This window comes from Microscilla marina ATCC 23134 (genome assembly GCF_000169175.1).
In the GTDB taxonomy this organism is placed as follows: domain Bacteria; phylum Bacteroidota; class Bacteroidia; order Cytophagales; family Microscillaceae; genus Microscilla; species Microscilla marina.
Genome location: NZ_AAWS01000007.1, coordinates 193,902 through 213,623, shown reverse-complemented (window position 1 = coordinate 213,623; position 19,722 = coordinate 193,902). Strand labels below are relative to the sequence as shown.

The window sequence follows — 19,722 nt, the reverse complement described above, 5'->3', positions numbered from 1 at the left end:
CGGATATTTTAATCTCTTTTGTAGAGCACACGGATACGCTCGTTGATTTTTTCATCGATAAATTTTCTTACAAACAGCTTCATAGCTGCTACTCCATCGCCTTGCATAAACTTTTCCAGCAAACCTTGCACTAATTCTTTGATATCTTTTTCGATATCGCCCCGAAGAGTCTCCAATATTTGGCCTCCGCTCATCTTTGCCAGAGTATCAAACCTGAAACGCTCTATCTCTAATTTAACAAATGCACTCACTAGTTTTTTACGGGCTTGGCGCCACCTTTCCAGACTACCATTGCTTTCCCTTTTTTTCCACGTTTCCTGGGGTACATCTACCCCCAAAGATTGCACATACACGGGCAAAGCAATGGGTTCTCCGGGCTTATCAGGTTTGCTTCGAGTCAATTTCATTGCTGCCCGATCTTCCTTTGCCTTCTGTACCACTTCTTGTAGCCGCTTGTTTTCGGTGGCTTGTTTTTTTCTATCCTGGGCTATGTTTTGCCTACTTTTGCCCCTGAGTTCCTGCACAATTTCCTTGATGATGTCTTTGAGATTGGCGAACAGCTTTTGTAAACGATTGCCAATGATTTTGGTCGCGGCTTTGATCACCTTCCCACTTCCATCCTTCAACGTTTTCAACCCTTCAGTCACCTTGCCTTTGTCGATTGCCTCCTTCCCCTCCTCAATCGCCTTTTTGCCAATCTGGATGGTTTCCAACAGCTCGGCTTTGTCGGGACCGTTGTAGTCTTTGACCCACTGTTCCACTTTTTTGAGTACCTGGTCTATTTTACCTACCACCTGGTCTATTTTATCCAGCCCTCTTTCTATCTCGTCAAATAAATTGTTGATTTCGCCCGTAAAGCTCAGGTATTGGTCGCGCCACTCGTCGGGTATGATTTGGGTGCCTGCCCCAGTGGTCGTCAATTCCCCATCGATGAGGCGTTTGTCGGTGTTTATCTTGATGCGGTCGAAGCGGGCAAATACCCTGGCTCCCTGAAAAAACTTGATGTGGGTGTAGGCTCGCCCGGAAAACCACCCCCCGCCCAAGGGTTTGACTTCTACCAGGGTAAACTCAAAGTCAGCCGCCATGATCTTGTCGCCTACGCGCAAATTTGAGATCGGAGTTTGATTGCTGAGGTCTACCACCAGGGGTTTGCCGCATTGTACTCCGGTAGGCTTAGGAGTGGGCATTCTAAAATCTACGGTGGCGGTTTCTTCGCTGCCAAAGGCGTTGCAGTTGGCGGTAAGTTTGAACGAATAGGATACTCCAGGTTCCATATCATTGATTTGGGTGCGATTGGAGAGGGCGCGCTTGGTGTACCATTTATAGGCATCACCTTCACGCTTGAAGTGTAGGGTATAACCCGTGTGGTCGGGCAGGGCATCCCAGTCAAGCTGTACCTGGTAGGGGTTAAGGGCAGTCGCCTTTAAGCGAATCGGGATGGGGCAGGGTTTGCCATAACGAAACACTCGAATCTGGCTCACTCCATCGTTGATAAACAAGGTTCTGCCCTGGGGGTCGCGCGCCTGGATGCGAATGGCGTACCATTTGCCCAAGCCCAGCATAGGTTCGGCTTGCATGCCATAGTTATAAGTCAGGCTAGTTGTGCTGGTACGAAATATTTCTGGACCCAGACAATTGAATATTTCGCCTTGAGATATTCGGCTGGCGGCTTGGTTATTTGCGTCTATATTCGCATATTTGTTTTGACAATCGGGGCGTAGCTCATTCAATATCAATTCATACTCAGGATTGAAAGGAGTGTTGGCGGGTCTTGTCCAACTGATCGGAATGGGTTTTAAGCTTTGATTGCTTCCATTGGTCTGACTCATCATTAGAGGAAAATTCAGAATAGGTGGCTGCAAAGCAAATACCCTCAGTGTTTTCTCTGATAAAATATCTACATTGGACACCGACACGCTAGGGCGGTAACGGTCTACAAATGAGAAGGTTAGCTTGTAAATACCATCAGGGATTCTTTTCGTCTTTAAATACTGTTGTCGAGAGTATCCAAAAAAATCTAAATTGTTTACATCGAAGTAATCCGACAAATCGGAGCCATTCATTGTTTGGCTAGGTCCCAAATCGAGCAAAGGCAAATAGTTTGCCTTGGTTTGAATGACAATTCCCCGCCCATCCATACTTTCCAATTTGATACGTAAATAACCCGCATACGAGGTGACCCCATTTAATATAAGATGCAGGGTAAGGGCGCTAGAATAGCTATAGGAGTGTAAAAAGGGGCTATGAGGAGGACTGACTGTGGCGATTAACTTGACGCTATAGTTTCGTTGAGCAGTGGTGTGATCACTGGCTCCTAAAAGCAAAGCTCCCACAATAAGAAGGCACTTGAATAAATGGATACGCATGACCTTGGTTTGGTTTAAGTAGTTGGTTTTGAGCTTTAGCCATTAGCTTTTTTGTTCCTGGCTTTTGGGCTCCGTTGAATTTTAGCTGTTGGCTTTTCTTTATCTTGGCTATTGACTGAAAGGCTATCGATTAGATATACCCATCTCAGTGGTGGTTTTGGACAGTTTTAACAAAAAATATTTTGAAAATGTGGAAAGGCAGGCAGTATTTGTTCAAAGGTACTCATTTCAAGCAAATTTACCCCAACAATTCGCTCTTGAAACTGTCGGGGTAAGGTTTTTTTAGTTTTGGGGGGATTTCAGACAAAACCAATGCGCTCTAGCTGTGTAATTCGTTCTTCATTTACCGTTTAGCTACATCATCGTTTCCAAATACCACCCTCAAGCAGTATATTTATAAAGTAGATCACCTTCCTCATTAAACCCTAAATAACTACTTATGGCAAATAACAAAATGCTACTGGAAGAAAAGAGCCGCGACATTGGAAACTTTGTGGTGGGTAGGTTGCTGCCTGTGCGTGAAAAACGGCAAGTGGGTCCTTTTACTTTTATTGACCACATGGGTCCTTCGCTCATTGACAAAGGCAAATACGTAGATGTAGATCAACACCCTCATACTGGTTTGTCAACGCTTACTTATTTGTTCGAGGGTGAAATAGCTCACCGCGATAGCACAGGTGCCCACCAAGTAATTACCCCAGGCGATGTAGGTTTCATGACATCGGGCAGTGGTGTAGCACATACCGAGCGAACTCCTCAATATTTGCGCGGCAAAGCTCCTCACACTTTGCATGGCTATCAGGTGTGGGTGGCTTTGCCCAAAGAAAAAGAAGAAATGTCTCCCCGCTTCGATTTTATACCTAAAACAGATTTACCTCGCTGGCAGGAAAACAATCTTATGTTTACTTTGGTAGCAGGTGAGGGTTATGGCAAAAAATCGCCCTTGCCTGTATATTCTCCTTTGTTTATGGTAGACATTAAAGCTACCAAAAGTGCCTGGCTAGATATTAAAGGACAACTAGAAGGGGAAGTAGCAGTAGTGGTAGTAAAAGGCAAAGTAACCGATGACACCAACACCATAGAAGCAGGGCAAATGCTGGTATCGAAGACCGAAAACGAATGTTGCATCCAATTAGAGGCTGATACACAGTTGTTGTTATTTGGTGGGCAGCCTCTGCCCGAACCCCGCTACTTATTTTGGAACTTTGTGTCATCATCGCGTGACCGCCTAAAAAAAGCAAGTGAAGACTGGAAAAACAAACAGTTTCCGAAGGTACCAGGCGATGATACTTATATTCCTGTTCCATAACATTTGGGGGGTTGTTTAAACATTGAGTAAAAACTAAAAATAGTGACTCATTTATTTTATAAACACCTGAAAAAAAGAGCATTACAACTTTATTAATTACCTTTTGGAACAGGGCTTGGCTTGCCACCTGCCGCTTAAAGCTTGAGACTCTTGGTGCTCCTGACTAAAAACTGTAATTTTGCGGCTCAAAACATTAGAACAACAACAATGAAGATACGCAATATTATAGCAGGGCTTTTATTAGTGGTTTGTTTTCAGGGGAAGCCATTGGCCAATGCAGCAATGCCGGGTTTTTGGGACGTTGGCGCAGGTATTAACTTTATTCCGTTTTTTGCCAAAGACAGTGTACACCTTGACAAGATTCAAATGCAAAGTGAGTTGGTGACTATTATGCTATACCCAGGCTTTGCTGTAGTAAAAGGCGAATACCAGATGTACAACCACAGCGATGCAGCCATTAACCTTACTACAGGCTACCCTATCAATAGTGGGTTTATGAACAAAGCTGCTTATAGCGTGCAAATGTCTGACTTGTATGGTTTGCAAGTGAAGATAGATGGCAAAAATGCCACTGTAAAAAGAGCCAGTAGTGCCAATGTAGAAGCTTACCACCATAAAACCCTTGACCATACCGACAACTGGTACATTTGGGAGGCGGCTTATGCCCCTCAAAAGGTGACTCAATTGACCGTGTACTTTATTGTAAACACCAATACCGCCCAGCTCCGTAAAGGCTACAATGCCGACTATCACAATGGATTTAGCTATTTGCTAGAGTCAGGGCGTGCATGGGCAAAAAACATAGGCAAAGGTAGAATTTATGTACACTTGATGGATACGCTGAAAGTACAATCGGTACAAGGGGTATACCCTTTCAAAACGTTTAAAACTGATGGCAATCAACAAATGGTGTATGACTTTGCTGACCTTGAACCCACCGAAAACAGCAATGTAGTGATTCGTTATTCTAAAAAACTGGACAATTTTGACTTCAATAAAGTATTACAGACTGCTCAAGGGTATTTTAAGAAAATAGATGCACTTAAGGGGGATATGCTCAACACTGCCGAATGGAAAACAGTGCAAGCAACAGATTTTAATATTTATAGCAAAAATGGAGGAATTTTGGTCATTTTCCCACTCATTATGGCTTACCTTATTCCTATACTTATTGTGGCATTTGCCGTGATTATGTGGTACAAGTACAAACGAAAAAAAGCAAGACAATAAATATTATCCAGGGCAAACCATCCAAGGTTTGCCTTTTTTTCTACCTACCAACTTTTACCGTATTTCTACCGTATATTTTTATATCAATAAGTGCCAACACAGCATTCAATATACCTAAAAAGTAGATGCCACAAGCGGGCTATGAACAAACCAATCTCTTACTTGTAGTTTATCGCTGATTGCACCAATACGTATCGGCACCTCAGGGCTTGTTGCTACTTATTAACTGACCTTTCGCAGACCTACTTTATTTTGATGGTTATATGGCTTTATTGCTCAATGGTTGGGCTACGCATTGCGCAACAATATAGCCATTCAACAATAGAAACAGGTGACCTTCAGAAAACTGTGTAACTTGAGTTATTAACTATTTCATTTTTTAAATGATCATTACATGATGTTTTACATTAGTTCTATACCACCCCCTGCCAGGCGTTTGACCTCTGCATAAAATTTCCTCAAAAAAATTATTGATCAAACTCTTAACACATACCCTCTCATGTATACTACCCTTTTGGTAATGGCTACCCTTTTGTATATTTCTATATTTGTAACAACCATCGTAAAATGGGGCAGCATATTCATCCACCTTCGTAAAAGAAAAGGACTGGATGCCTTTGCTGATTTCTGCATTTTTCTACTGTTGGCAATGATCTCTTATTCCTTGCCATTGGTTTGGTTTTCGGGTACCATTGTTACTACCTCCAGCATAAGTATTTTAACCATTGTGGCGCTGATGAGCCTTGAAGCAAAAATATCGACCAATAGCCCGAAAAAACACAAACGTTCGAACAGGCACTCCAATGCTTATTTAAAGCCTCCCTTGAAAGCATTTTTTGAGGAGAAACCAATGCCTGTACATAAGATTCAAACCTTTGAAAAAAAAGCTAAAAAAATGTGGGATGCCTATCAGCGTGACAAGAAAACCCAGGCGCAGTTCTGGGCTGACTATGAAAAAACACTGAAAGTGGTAAAAGAACTAAAAGTCTGAAGCTACAAAAGCCAAAGCCGAAGAAACTATTCTTCAGCTTTGGCTTTTTTCATTCCCCAAGAGGGGATAAACACACAAAATCTATACTTCGCCCATTGCCGCCATCCCTTTCAACATAAAACCTGCTGAAGCGGGGTTAGTAGCTAAAGGTATGTTATACAAATCGCATATTCGCATCAACATTTGTACATCGGGCTCGTGTGGGTGCTTGCCCAAAGGGTCACGAAAAAAAATCACCGCACATAGTTGTTTCTCAGCCGCCATTGCGGCAATCTGTGCATCACCACCCATAGGACCCGATAGTTTGGCTTCTACTTCATACCCTGCTTTTGCTACATGGGTACCTGTAGTACCAGTGGCTATCAATGCTACTTTGGTGAGCACCTCTTCGTTTTCCTTCAGAAAATGTACCATTTCGGGTTTGCGCCCATCGTGTGCTATAATGGCAATCTTTTTCATATTTGATTGCTCATTACTTTAGTATCATTTCTTTTACGGCTTTCTTATTTTCGTAAGTCACTATATTTACATAGTACAAACCTTTGCCAAATTTTTTGGTGTCTGATAAGTCAAGCGTATGCTCAAACTCTCCTTCTACCTCGCCTACCTGATCGCTCGACAAGCCTACTCCTTCTACATTGGTCACGGCTACACTTATCTTGATTTTACGGGGTACTTTAAACTTTACTTTTGCCTTTTTAGCAGTACTATCTACTGTAATACTTATCACTTCAGGTTGGTTAGGCGGCAGCTCAGCCTGGGTGTTGGCAGTCGTATCTTTAGTTTCCCCTTTGTTTTTATTTTTTTTATCGCCACAGCTTGCCAACAAAGCTACAGCAAGCACAAATATCCAAGAATAACGCATCATTGTATTTCTATTTTTCGGTATGTAAAGGCTTGTTTAATGTTGATCATCCGGGTTAAAGAACTTATTATTTTTAACTCCAGAGACAAAGTTTAGACAAACCCTCATAATGGAAATTATTTAAAACACATAAATAACAAAAAATTAAAGTTTATGCTACTCCTCCTAAAACAATCTGCTTTGGCAAGCTGATATATGAGCATAAAGTTTCAGTACCTCCTATTATTTTGTAAAGTCAATAATTTGGACAAAAAACGATGATTGGTTGTGTGGTGTCAAAAATGAAACTTATAATCTATCAACTATTGTCTGTTTTTTACTAATTTTGCCTAATTCAAACAAAAGACAAAAAATATCTTATAATTCTGATGAAGTATAATGAGTACAAAGACCTCAATTACGCTCAGCTAGAGGCAGATATTCTTGAGTTTTGGGAAGAGAACCAAATATTTGAGAAATCTATAAGTAGTCGTGAGGGACAGAAAACCTTTACGTTTTATGAAGGCCCACCGTCAGCGAATGGAATGCCTGGAATTCACCACGTAATGGCTCGTACAATTAAAGATATTTTTTGTCGATACAAAACACTCAAAGGATTTCAGGTAAAACGTAAAGCTGGATGGGACACCCACGGCTTGCCCGTAGAGCTCAAGGTAGAACAACAGCTTGGCATTACTAAAGACGATATAGGTAAAAAAATATCGGTAGAAGACTACAACAAAGAATGCCGCAAAACAGTGATGCAGTTTACCGACATCTGGTCTAAGCTTACGCAAAAGATGGGGTATTGGGTAGACATGGGCAATCCATACATCACCTACCACAACGACTACATCGAGACTGTGTGGTATTTGCTGAAAAAACTCCACGAAAAAGACTGGTTGTATAAGGGTTATACCATTCAGCCATTTTCGCCCAAAGCAGGTACTGGGCTTAGCTCGCACGAACTAAACATGCCAGGTGCCTACAAAGATGTAACTGATACATCTATTGTAGCCCAGTTTAAAGTAAAACGCAGCGAACGTTCTGAGTTTTTGTTTGAAAACAATGACGAAGATGTGAGAATACTTGCCTGGACCACTACCCCCTGGACGTTGCCGTCTAACTGTGCGCTTGCTGTGGGCGAAAAGATTACTTATGTAAAAGTAAAAACCTTTAATGCATATACTCACCAGCCTATATCGGTCATACTTGCCAAAGATTTAGTAAGCAAGCACTTTTCTGACAAAGCTAAAGACCTAAAACTGGAAGACTACAAGAAAGAAGATAAGTTGATTCCTTTTGAAGTAGTACAAGAGTTTAAAGGAAGTGATATAACGGAGGTTCGCTATGAGCAGTTGATGCCTTATGTAACCAACGAAGAACTTGAAAAGAATGCATTCCGCGTAATACCTGGCGACTTTGTAACCACTGCCGATGGTACGGGTGTGGTACATACTGCCTCGGTGTTTGGTGCTGACGATTATCGTGTAGCCCAACAAAATAACGTGCCTCCGGTATTGGTCAAAGACGAAGAAGGTAACAATGTTCCTTTGGTTGATCGCCAAGGAAAGTTTGTAAAGGAAGTTACTGATTTTGCCGGACTATACGTAAAATCCGAATACGAGGAAAATCCGGAAGCAGTACCCGAATATAAATCTACTGATGTATTGATCTCTATCAAACTAAAAACTGAGAACAAGGCATTTAAAGTAGAAAAATACAAGCACAGTTACCCACACTGCTGGCGTACCGACAAACCCATATTGTATTACCCACTTGACTCTTGGTTTATCCGTACTACAGCGGCAAAAGACAAGTTGGTACAGTTGAACCATACAATTAACTGGAAGCCAGAGAGTACAGGGACAGGACGTTTTGGCAACTGGTTGGAAAACCTCGTAGACTGGAACTTGTCGCGTCAACGTTACTGGGGCATACCCTTGCCTATATGGCGTACCGAAGACGGTAAAGAAGAAGAATGTATAGGGTCGGTATACGAACTTTACGAAGCCGTAGAAAAATCAATCAAGGCTGGATTGATGCAAGAAAACCCAGTGGGCGAGTTTGAAAACATCAAAGAAGTAAAAACTGATGATGATGGCAGTACGCTGCTAAGTGCTGATGTGATTTCGGCTTATTTCAAACGCAAAAACTTTGACTTGCACCGCCCTTATGTAGACGATATTGTATTGGTATCGCCTAATGGTAAACCAATGTACCGTGAGCAAGACTTGATAGATGTTTGGTTTGACTCAGGGGCTATGCCTTATGCTCAATTACATTACCCTTTCCAAAACAAGGATATGATAGATGAGCGTGACGAGTTTCCGGCAGATTTTATTTCTGAGGGAGTAGACCAAACCCGTGGTTGGTTCTTTACTTTACACGCCATTGCTGGTATGCTGTTCGACTCGGTAGCTTTCAAAAATGTGGTCTCTACCGGATTGGTGCTGGATGCCGAAGGACGTAAAATGTCTAAACGATTGGGCAATGCGGTAGATCCTTTTGAAACAATGGATGCACACGGAGCTGATACTACCCGTTGGTATATGATCTCTAATGCCAACCCTTGGGATAACTTAAAGTTTGACATAGAAGGTGTAAAAGAAGTATCAAGAAGGTTTTTTGGTACACTTAAAAATACGTATTCGTTTTTTGCTACGTACGCCAACCTTGATGGATTTAACTACAGTCAAGCAGAAGTACCTATAGCACAACGCCCGGAAATAGACCGTTGGATATTGTCTAAGTTGAATACTTTGATCAAACAAGTAGATGGTTTTTATGATGACTTTGAACCTACCAAGGCAGCTAGAGCTATCCAGACCTTTACAATGGACGACTTGAGCAACTGGTATGTACGCCTCAACCGTAACCGTTTTTGGAAAACCAAGCTGAACGATGACAAAGTAGCCGCCTACCAAACATTGTATACTTGTTTGGAAACTATTTTGAAGCTGGCTTCGCCAGTCATGCCATTTATGAGTGAGGCATTGTTCCTTGACCTTAATAAGGTAAGCGGTCGTGATGCGTCTGAGTCTATTCACTTGACTACCTTCCCCGAAATAGATGAGGCAGTTATAGATACTGACCTGGAACGTAGAATGACTTTGGCGCAAAAGCTGTCTTCATTGACCCACTCATTGCGTAAAACAGCCAAAGGTAATAAGGGCATCAGGGTACGTCAGCCTTTGCAAAAAATCATTGTGCCAGCAGTAGATGCGACTACTCAAAGTCAGATAGAGGCAGTAAAAGATTTGATTCTTGCCGAAACCAATATCAAAGACATAGAATTTATTGGTGACAACTCTGACATTGTGGTCAAAAGCATCAAGCCTAACTTTAAAGTGTTGGGTAAAAAGTACGGCAAAGACATGAAAAAAGTGCAAGGCATTGTCAATGCGTTTAACAAAGATGAGATTGCTACTATAGACCGTACTGGTGCTTTGAGCAAAGACGGCTTTGATTTTGTTGCCGAAGATGTAGTGATTGTTTCGGAAGTAAAAGAAGGACACTCGGTGGCTTCTGACCCTGACGAAGCACTTACCGTAATATTAGATGAAACCATTACCGAAGATTTGCGCAAAGAAGGGATTGCCCGTGACTTTGTAAACCGAGTGCAAAACCTACGCAAAGATACTGGAATGGAAGTAATCAATAAAATAGGCATTGTATTTAACAGTACCGACGAATTGGTAAAAGATGCACTGAAAACACACCACGACTATATAAGTACTGAAACTCAAGCCCTTTCGCTGGCAGATCAGGCAACTATAGAAGGTGGAGAAACTTTAGAGATTGAAGAATTTACCTTGACTGTAAAAATTGAGGTACTTGCCAATGTAGAGAATAACTAAAAAGTATCGCTTTTTAGCCATTAATATATACATTTACTGGAAGGTCAAAGCACGAGCTATTGGCCTTCCAGTTTTTTTATGTCTCAAATTATGTTTGCTTTACAAAACCGTGCATTAATTATCAGCGTTGCTTATAGCATTTTGGGCAGTTACTCAGATGCTGAAGATGTGGCGCAAGATGTCACCGAAAAATGGTTGCAACTGGACACTACACATGTCACCAATCAAAAAAACTACCTCATCAGGCTTACTGTAAACCACTGCCTCAACCACCAACAACGCCAACAAAGGTTACAATACAAAGGGCAATGGTTGCCCGAACCAGTAAATAATGCTCTGTTAGAAACCAGTCAAACATTTGAATTACAAGACTTACTCAGCTACGAGCTTGCTACTCAACTTTCCCGCCTTAGTCCTTACGAAAGGGCTGCTTTTATCTTGAAAGAAGCTTTCGAATTGAATCACCATGAAATAGCCGAAATTATTGACAAAACCCCTGACAATACCCGACAGATATTTAGCCGGGCAAAGGCTAAAGTTAACCAATATAAAGCCCCCGTTGCTGCCTCAGTAACCGATAAAAACAAGGCGCTTCAATTTGCTTTGCATATCCAACAAGGTGACTTAGAACAATTGATTGCGCTTTTTAAAGATGACATTCAGGTATTTTCTGATGGGGGTGGCAAAGTTACCGCAGCCAGAGTGCCCATTATTGGCGCCCAAAAAGTGGCAAACTTTTATATCAAACTTGGTAAAAATGCCCCTGACAACACCAGAGTGGTGTATGATACTGTTTTGGGACACCCCGCATTGTTGCTGTATCGGGCAAGCCAACTGACTGGCGTGGTTATACTGAGTATTCACCAAGGCAAAATACGGCGCATTTATAGCGTGCTCAACCCTGATAAATTGACCAAAGTAATTTAACTGCCTCTCTCCTACCCAAAAAAATACACGAAAGCTGTCACACATCATACAACTTGTTTGTCTTATGTCAAATTGTTTGAAAAATACTCAAAGACAAAACGTATGAGACTCAAAACCAACACCCTGCATTATGTTTCGGGCATTACCCTCAGTATTTTTATTGGTGTACACTTACTCAACCACCTTACTGCATTAGCAGGAGCAGCAGTGCATGTCAAAGTAATGCACCTACTACGGCAAGTATACCGCCAGCCGATTATTGAGGTATTTTTACTAACGATAGTAGCCATACAAATAGCCAGTGGTATACAATTGGTGTGGCGCAAACGCAAAGAAAAGAGTACATTTTATGATAAACTGCAATGGTACAGTGGTTTGTACCTGGCTTTTTTTCTGATCGTACATACTCTAGCCACAGTATGGCAAGGCAGGCAAGTGCTCCAGCTAGACACTAATTTTTACTATGCAGCCATTGTAGTTAACAGCATTCCAGTTGCCTTATTTTTTATGCCTTATTATTTGCTTGCGGTTATGAGCGTATTTGGGCATACTGCCGCTGTGCATTACAAAAAAACATCGGGCAAAAACCTTATAAATGCTCAAAAACAAGCCCGGTTCATCTTAATCACAGGTTTTGTAATAGGTGTGTTGATTTTAATAAGCCTTCAGGAGTCTTATCAAGGCATTCGTATTCCGGCTGAATACCAAAAAGCCATTCAGTTTTAGACAAGCAAAGTGAAAACTATAAACCCCCACACTACAATAGAGTAATGTGGGGGTTTAACTATAAAAAAAGGTGAAACCAGCGGCTCACCTATGATGCTCAATTTCTTGAGTAAGGCAATTTTAAAAGGTCTTACTGATCTTTTTTCTTTTCTTCAAACTCTTTTTTAATTGCTTCGATATCTACCTTTTTGATGGTAGGTTTAGTTGATTGGTGTTTCATAACCGCCTTACGGTTATTTGCGCGGGCACGGTTTGTACGTCCCTTGCGCTCTAATCTGGTCACTGCCATTGTTCTATCTCCGTTCTGATTCTACAAAAAATTTCATGCGAAATTAAGCCTTTATTTTTCAATCTACAAATTGATGTCTGGTTTTAGCACATATCAACAAAAAAAATCCTTAGCTTTGTAGCTTATTCCAATAAATAAGTAATGTTTTATTATTTGTGTGTCAACATAGCTACAAGCAATTAGTTGTGACCAACAAGTAACGACAAATGGTTAATAGTCAGCATTTTGCCTACACTTGCCAATCCAAAACTAAGTACACTGTAAATTAAGTAAGTTGTTATTTAGTTCGAGTTTATTTTGTTTGCTGGCGATCTTTACAAATAGAGCATAGCCAAAGCTACGCGATTTTTGTAAAGAGAAGTCAGAGGGCAAAAGAAGCCGAAAAAAGCATAAGATATTTATTTTACAGTGTACTAAGGAATAGTACCAAAATAAATTTACATTTTTAACGTCATATTTCGCTGACAGAATTCGTTAAAAAAACTTGCCGTAGCGCTGCTATGCCGCGTTTTTTTGCCTCTTCTGCCAACAAAATATTTTGGCGTTACTATAGAACTTTATTTTTACACCATTCCTAAGGAATGGTGAGAAATTAAATTGCTATTCTTGAGGTAGATGTTTTGTTTTGAGACGAGGCTATTTTTTGCGCCCATAGCAGCGCTACGGGCAAAAACCGATGGCTACAGCTATGCTGTGCCGAGCTCTGCCAAAGGCTAAAAATAACGAAGTATCAAGGCGAAAAATCACCTCTCAGAGTGTAAATTTATTTTTGAACAATTCCTAAGCTTGTTTGAACACAATAATTAAACAAAGCCCAATACTCAAATAAGAGTTAATCAATAAAAAAAGCCAACATACAGAAATGAAAGCTCAAAAACCCAGCCTTCCTAAAGGCACCCGCGATTTTGGTCCGGAGGTAATGGCAAAGCGTAACTACATATTAGATACGATCAAATCTACCTTTCAGAAATTTGGTTTTGCCCCTCTCGAAACCCCTTCTATAGAAAAGTTGAGCGTACTTACCGGGAAATACGGCGACGAAGGTGACCAATTGATTTTTAAGATTTTAAACTCTGGTGATTATCTTGGAAAAGTAACCCAGGATGACATCGATGAAGGGGCTAAGCATCTTACCCCAAAAATCGCTGACAAAGCCCTTCGTTATGACCTTACTGTTCCTTTTGCCCGCTTTGTAGTCATGCATCGCGACAAGCTGGCTTTTCCTTTCAAGCGTTACCAAATACAACCTGTATGGCGTGGCGATCGCCCCCAAAAAGGACGTTACCGTGAGTTTTATCAGTGTGATGCCGATGTAGTAGGTACTGACTCTTTGATCTGTGAAGCTGAGATCATTATCATGATCAATGAGGTGTTACCTAAGCTTGGAATCGATGATTTTTCGTTGAAAATAAACAACCGAAAGGTTCTCACGGGCATTGCTCAGGTAATAGGACACGAAGAACGCATTGGAGATATTTGTGTAGCTATAGATAAACTGGATAAAATAGGTAAAGACAAAGTAATAGAAGAGCTTGCCACCCGTGGTATAGATGGTGCTGCTATAGAAAAGCTCCACCCGTTTTTCGACATCAAGGGAAGTATTACCGAAAAGATAGCCAAACTTAGGGCCATTTTTGCCGATAAAGCTCCTGCTGGGCTGCAAGGTTTAGATGAGGTAGAGCAAGTACTAAACTATATAAAAACCATGACCCAGTCGGCTGAACCTGAAAAAGACTTTAGCCTTGATTTTGACATTACCCTTGCCAGAGGCTTGAGTTATTATACGGGGGCTATTTTTGAGGTAAAAGTAAACAATGTTCAGATTGGAAGTATTAGTGGTGGGGGTCGTTACGACGACCTTACAGGTACTTTTGGCCTTTCAGGAGTATCAGGAGTAGGGTTTTCGTTTGGGGTAGATCGTATTTATGACGTAATGGATGAACTCAACCTGTTTCCAGCAAATACCCACGCTTCGGTACAGGTGATGTTTACCAACTTTGACCCCAAGGCTGAGGCTTATACTTTGCCTTTTTTGCCACGTTTTAGAAACAGAGGAATTAGTTGTGAGATATTTCCGGATGCGGCAAAGCTGAATAAACAATTTAAATATGCCAACCGTAAGTCTATTCCTTATGTGGTGATTGTGGGCGAAGAAGAAATGAAAAGTGGCAAGCTTACTTTGAAAAACATGGATTCTGGCGAGCAAGAAGCTTTGACTGTAGATGAGATCATTGAAAAGTTGAAGCCTATCCAGAAAGTGGTATAAAGATAGAAATACATAAGTAACGTGTGTTTCAACACTGTTACTTATGTATCAGTTTATTCATCATTTGCTCTTGAAGCTCTACCAAAAGTAGATGACTCGACTTAATTACTTTTACATCAGAAGCTAAATCAAATAAGCGGTTATTCTCTATATTTGATTTAGTTTGTAATACAATTTTTAATTGATAACCTTTTCCTTTGCAGGCTTTTTCCAGCTTTTCAATTGCATCTTCTAAACTCTCTGATTTTGTCTGAATCTTGATAGGAACGGGTTTATCATTAAAGTGATTTTTAAGAAAACCATCAATCCCTAAGTTTCTTTGTACAGGTATAGCATCTATACTTTTTAAAAGGTTAAGCTCTTCTTCTGTTTTTTCTATATAACTTTTTGCTCCCTTTTTCAACAACGCTGAATCAGTAATTAACATATCCTGTAACCTTTGGTTAGCCAGACTAATGGCTTCCTCCGAACTATCAATGCCTATAAAATTTCGTTCTAGGCTTTTAGCTGCCACACAAGTAGTTCCACTTCCACAAAAAGGATCTACTATTAAATCCCCTTTATTACTTCCTACGTTTAATATTTGTTTTAATAATAATACAGGTTTTTGGGTGGGATACCCAACTCTCTCTTTAGCCTTTGGATTCAAATAAGGAATTTCCCAAACATCTGATAAAGGTACCCCTTTCTTTTCTTTGCCTAATATAACCTTACCACTGTCATCTGTTTTATATACAGACTTCCCATTAGCTGTTTTCTTTCTCTCCTGTAAAATCTGATCAACATTGGTACTTGGGGCATAGTCGGTATAATATTGATTAAACTTAAACTCTTTAGTTTTTGAATAAAAATAAATATTCTGATGAGCGTTTAGCAAACCTTTTTTAGAGTTTGACCACCTTTTGTAACTCCATATAATTTCACTTCTAAAGTTTTTTACCCCAAAAACCTTGTCTAATACTGTTCTTATATGATGAGACACTGTTTTGTCACAATGCAAAAAAACACTTCCTGAGTTTTTAAGCACCCTTCGACTTTCTATTAGACACCCTTCTATTAAAACTAAATAACTATCTAAAGACTTCCAATGATCACTAAACTGATACTTTTTGCTACCATCTCTATTAGTTAATGTGTGATTCTTCTGAGTAAAAAAGGGAGGATCAAAATAAACTAAATCTACCGAATCAGCCTCTAGTTTTCTTAAAATCTCTATACAATGCCCTTGATATAATTTATTTACTTCCATTTTCTGGCATTCGTTTATTTGCAATATTTATCAATATACTTTTTAAATCATAGCCTGTATGCTCCCGAACAAAACTCCAGGCATCATCACCCACATAATACGTTCCTCCAACACCTGTATACAAAGTTTTTAAAGTTGCCTGTATTTTTTGTGCTTGTAATCTTTGAGGGTAATAAAACATAATGCGAACTGGTATATACCCCTGACTTTTGACTACCTGTATTCTAGTATGTTCTTTGGTAATATGATCACCATCTGTAGTGGCATCCCTCCACTTAATCTCAAAGGCATATTGTCCATCTACAAAGTCTATTTCAAAATTTTTAGGCTTTTTACCTTGAGTATTTTTCACAAATCTTTTACCACCTTTAAGATTATTAAACTTCAAACATATTGAAGTTGCTTCTTCGAGAAAAGAACCTGCATATTTATATAAAAAACGACCTGTATTTTGATATTCATCTATCAACCTCCCTTCTTGTCTAGCAATGCCTAACACACGATATATTAAATAATGTGAATTATCATCGTTTATCATTTCTTGCTTACGCTTCAAAACTTTAAGTTGCAGATTAGCGGCATATTCTTCTGCAAGCAATTCAATTTTTTGAGTTAATAAGCTCGTTGCCTGACCTGAAGTTATAGACCCTAATACCTCATTATCAAAATGAATACTAATAGCTGTTTTTAGCTCTTCTTTGCTTTTACCAACGACCTCCTCGATACCTATTTTTTTACAATACTCTATAAGTTCTGCTTTATTTAACTGTTCTATTCTAAACATAGTTGATTATATAGATAAGTTTGATAAAAATATTTATAATCCCTCTCCTCTATTGTTGTACAATGCCACATAGGTTTCTTATTTTTGCATTGTACTCATTAAACATCCATCAACCGTTCAACAGCGCATCTGATTACAAAGACTCTCACAATAACCTTTTATATAGGATGAGTGTCATTTGTGCTTTGTAAACAGAAAAAAATTTCAATATAGCAAAAATCAGATTAAGTAACAAAAAATCAAATTAAACGTTCTTCTGATTAGTATAACTATTGTAAAAAATAGCTTGAAACACTCAAAAATTGATTATTTATTAAACACTACTAAGTAATTTTTTTCAAAAACTAAACTATTAAAAAGCCATGATTTCTGCGATCATATTCTCACTATTATTAAACATAAACACCAGTAGTGACCACCTACTGGAAACCTACCACGTAGTACACGTCAAAGGCAAGATTCAAAACGTAAGCACAAAAAAATACTTACGCCGTGGTATGAAGATCAAATCTTCAGACAATTTAAAACTAAGCAAAGGAGCCAAAGCAGTAATGATTGGTAGCCGTCGTGGACGCTTTATTTTAACTACCAAACGTGCCAAGAAAAAAGGCACCGAATTTTATGCTTTTGTCAAAGATGTGGTATCGCCTCTTAAGAAAAACGCCAAAGCAAGTACGCGTGGCGCTGAAGACACCGATGTAGAAAGTTTGAAAGGTTATTTTGGTGACACTGATTTTGCCATTATTGGTAAAAAAGTAGCGTTTAATGTAAACTTGTCAAATTACCCATTGAGCAAAACCAAATTTTTGGTTTGTCGTTATGTGTACAATGGCAAGGCTATCAACAAAAAACTACCTTATCAAGGCAACACAGTTACTTTTGATAAAAGTAGAATTTTCACTAAAAATGGGGTTAAAATAAGCCCGGATGAAGTAGAGCAAATTGAGATTTACTACTTTGACAAAAGCAATCGTTCTTCAAGAAAAGAAGCCGCTTTTAATGTGGTTTTTGTTGATTCAGATGAATTAAAAAATGAGCTTACCGAGTTGTTAGCCATTTATAACAAAGACAAAAACCTGAACGACAACGCCAAATATACCCATGTATACACTTATGTAAGGGATGTACACGGTAAATACTTTGACGAAAAGGTATTTAAAAAATGGTTAAAAGCCAATGGCTTTATCTCATCTACTGATGTAAAATTTAAGCCTCAAAAATCAGAAAAATAGGTGTTTAACCATATCATACACTTTTTTGCTCTAAACATTGGTTGAAAGTTTATCATAACCCACCACCATCAAATTTATAGCATTATAATTGTAAAAAAGTAGCCAGACAGTTCACATTGCCTGGCTATTTTTTTACCATTAGATGAAGGTAAGATCTAACTCAGGCTTATAATTTAACCTGATTTCGTTTTTTTCGAGAAACTCAGCGTTTTTCCATTAAACACCCCCTCTCTATGGCGTTCAAAATCAATAAGAAAAAAGTACTGCGCGTATCAGCATTGAGCTTTTCTAATGCATTGCTGATGATGTGGCTAACATTTACGTTATTGAGCTATCCTTATGTATTCTTTGATGAGTTCCCGCTCATTCGTTATTCATCGGCGGTAAAAAACCTCATACTTAAATGGGAAAAACCACCCAACCCTGATCGATTTGCCTTTATAAATATTGCCTGGGACAAGGCTTTGATTGATAAAAACGACAGTGAAGGGTTTCCGATTGGTTATCAACCCATTACCGACCGCGAAAAGCTTGCTCAGTTTTTTACTATTCTCAGCAAAAAACCCAACTACAAATTTATGGTATGCGACATAGAATTTAAAGACTCTACTGAATATGACTCGACTATGTTGGCTGCCATCAAAAAACTCCCCCGAATGGCGGTATCTTATCATCGCGACGACAACGACAAACCTGTGCATCCAGATGTAAAAATACCCAAGAGTAAATTATCGCTGTCTGATTTAGAGAAAACATCTCAAAAAGCAGTTAAATTCAAGCTTTTTCATAACGATTCGCTTAAGTCTACCCCACTCATTATGTATGAAGGTATACACCCTGGCGAAAAGTTTGAAAAAAATACCTTTTATTACTCTTTAGGTGGACGCCCTATCTTTAATTCTTTCATCATCGACTACCGCATTCGTCCTTATGGTTTTAGCGGCGATGCTCAGGTAAACGACAGCACTCATAACAAAAAAGGAAAGGCAAAAGCAAAACCTGTACAGTATAGCAAGATATACCTGGGAGAGTTGCTTGCTTTGCTTGAAACCGATGACGATGGTAATGTTGTAAGTGCCGATGGGGTACATGAGTTTGTCAAAGATCGTATTGTATTTATTGGCGATTTTACGCTCACCAATGGCAACGATATACACGAAACAATTTACGGTGACACACAAGGTCCTCTGATTTTATTAAATGCTTTTTTGGCACTCGAAAACCGAGATAATCAAATTAAAGCAGGTTTTGTAATTTATTTGTTGTTAGCTTACTGGTTCATATCCTTTATTACTTTTTATTATAGAACCATTTATGGCAAGTGGATACAAAAACTGACCAGAAAGAGTGATGCAGGCAGTTTTTTGGCTTCAATGACTGTATTTGCTTCTTATTTTATGGTTATTTCAATTGTTTCCTTCTTTTTGTTCAATATTCACGTAGGAACCATTATTCTGGCATTTTATATGAACTTGATCGAAAAGGGTAAAAACCTCTTCAATAATAAATTTTCGCCTAAACAAGAAGAAGAAAAAGCAGTTTAGCAGAAAATTTATATATTTGTTAAATGTAACCTTTGGTAATTAAGCCAACCAAATTATTTTTAGTAAACAATTCTTATTACAGCATAGATCAAAACCTCACAACAA

The 19,722-nt window shown here is 39.3% G+C and carries 15 protein-coding genes; 9 read left to right on the top strand and 6 right to left on the bottom strand.

Annotated features, from left to right (window positions below; all coding sequences use genetic code 11):
- Positions 1 to 8: 8 nt before the first annotated feature.
- Positions 9 to 2,366 carry a fibronectin type III domain-containing protein gene (locus M23134_RS08200; RefSeq protein WP_002695335.1) on the bottom strand — a complete coding sequence of 786 codons (2,358 nt, stop codon included), beginning with the start codon at positions 2,364 to 2,366 and terminating at the stop codon, positions 9 to 11.
- Positions 2,367 to 2,805: 439 nt separating this feature from the next.
- Here M23134_RS08200 and M23134_RS08195 point away from each other — a divergent pair, with 439 nt between their 5' ends.
- The 3 genes from M23134_RS08195 (at position 2,806) to M23134_RS08185 (ending at position 5,896) form a co-directional block, all read left to right on the top strand.
- The gene (locus tag M23134_RS08195; protein ID WP_002695331.1) at positions 2,806 to 3,675 is read left to right on the top strand and encodes a pirin family protein; all 870 of its coding nucleotides are present in this window, start codon (positions 2,806 to 2,808) and stop codon (positions 3,673 to 3,675) included.
- A gap of 207 nt (positions 3,676 to 3,882) precedes the next feature.
- On the top strand, positions 3,883 to 4,905 hold the full coding sequence (locus M23134_RS08190; protein ID WP_045113211.1) for a hypothetical protein: 1,023 nt from the start codon (positions 3,883 to 3,885) through the stop codon (positions 4,903 to 4,905).
- Between the two features lie 499 nt (positions 4,906 to 5,404).
- A complete protein-coding gene (locus M23134_RS08185) occupies positions 5,405 to 5,896 on the top strand; it encodes a hypothetical protein (RefSeq protein ID WP_002695327.1) in 492 nt (163 codons plus the stop codon).
- Between the two features lie 81 nt (positions 5,897 to 5,977).
- Here M23134_RS08185 and M23134_RS08180 read toward each other — a convergent pair whose 3' ends face one another.
- Entirely contained in the window at positions 5,978 to 6,355 is a 378-nt protein-coding gene (locus M23134_RS08180) for a methylglyoxal synthase (protein WP_002695325.1), read from the bottom strand.
- A 13-nt stretch (positions 6,356 to 6,368) separates the two neighbouring features.
- Positions 6,369 to 6,764 (bottom strand): hypothetical protein, encoded by a 396-nt coding sequence (locus M23134_RS08175; protein WP_002695323.1) that lies wholly within the window; start codon positions 6,762 to 6,764, stop codon positions 6,369 to 6,371.
- A 365-nt stretch (positions 6,765 to 7,129) separates the two neighbouring features.
- Here M23134_RS08175 and ileS point away from each other — a divergent pair, with 365 nt between their 5' ends.
- From ileS to M23134_RS08160, 3 genes are all read left to right on the top strand, one after another.
- Positions 7,130 to 10,600: an isoleucine--tRNA ligase gene (gene ileS / locus M23134_RS08170; RefSeq protein ID WP_002695321.1), complete on the top strand. Its 3,471-nt coding sequence runs from the start codon at positions 7,130 to 7,132 to the stop codon at positions 10,598 to 10,600.
- A gap of 90 nt (positions 10,601 to 10,690) precedes the next feature.
- Positions 10,691 to 11,527: a sigma-70 family RNA polymerase sigma factor gene (locus tag M23134_RS08165; protein ID WP_002695320.1), complete on the top strand. Its 837-nt coding sequence runs from the start codon at positions 10,691 to 10,693 to the stop codon at positions 11,525 to 11,527.
- A 102-nt stretch (positions 11,528 to 11,629) separates the two neighbouring features.
- A complete protein-coding gene (locus tag M23134_RS08160; protein ID WP_045113209.1) occupies positions 11,630 to 12,253 on the top strand; it encodes a hypothetical protein in 624 nt (207 codons plus the stop codon).
- A 130-nt stretch (positions 12,254 to 12,383) separates the two neighbouring features.
- Here the strand turns inward: M23134_RS08160 and M23134_RS41745 are convergent, their stop codons facing one another.
- The gene (locus M23134_RS41745) at positions 12,384 to 12,542 is read right to left on the bottom strand and encodes a hypothetical protein (protein ID WP_002695318.1); all 159 of its coding nucleotides are present in this window, start codon (positions 12,540 to 12,542) and stop codon (positions 12,384 to 12,386) included.
- 862 nt (positions 12,543 to 13,404) lie between these two features.
- On the opposite strand from M23134_RS41745, the gene hisS reads away from it, so the two are divergent.
- Complete coding sequence (gene hisS / locus M23134_RS08155) at positions 13,405 to 14,808, top strand: histidine--tRNA ligase (protein ID WP_002695317.1); 1,404 nt, start codon at positions 13,405 to 13,407, stop codon at positions 14,806 to 14,808.
- Positions 14,809 to 14,845: 37 nt separating this feature from the next.
- On the opposite strand, the gene M23134_RS08150 is transcribed toward hisS, so the two are convergent.
- Both M23134_RS08150 and M23134_RS08145 read right to left on the bottom strand, forming a co-directional pair.
- Positions 14,846 to 16,057: a DNA-methyltransferase gene (locus tag M23134_RS08150; protein WP_002695316.1), complete on the bottom strand. Its 1,212-nt coding sequence runs from the start codon at positions 16,055 to 16,057 to the stop codon at positions 14,846 to 14,848.
- Positions 16,044 to 16,841, bottom strand: coding sequence for an ApaLI family restriction endonuclease (locus M23134_RS08145; RefSeq protein WP_002695315.1), 798 nt, complete (start codon positions 16,839 to 16,841; stop codon positions 16,044 to 16,046). The genes M23134_RS08150 and M23134_RS08145 overlap by 14 nt, the downstream gene beginning before the upstream one ends.
- A gap of 362 nt (positions 16,842 to 17,203) precedes the next feature.
- Between M23134_RS08145 and M23134_RS08140 the strand changes: the two genes are divergently transcribed.
- A complete protein-coding gene (locus M23134_RS08140) occupies positions 17,204 to 18,073 on the top strand; it encodes a hypothetical protein (RefSeq protein WP_002695314.1) in 870 nt (289 codons plus the stop codon).
- Positions 18,074 to 18,306: 233 nt separating this feature from the next.
- A complete protein-coding gene (locus tag M23134_RS08135; protein ID WP_002695312.1) occupies positions 18,307 to 19,617 on the top strand; it encodes a CHASE2 domain-containing protein in 1,311 nt (436 codons plus the stop codon).
- Positions 19,618 to 19,722 lie beyond the last annotated feature (105 nt).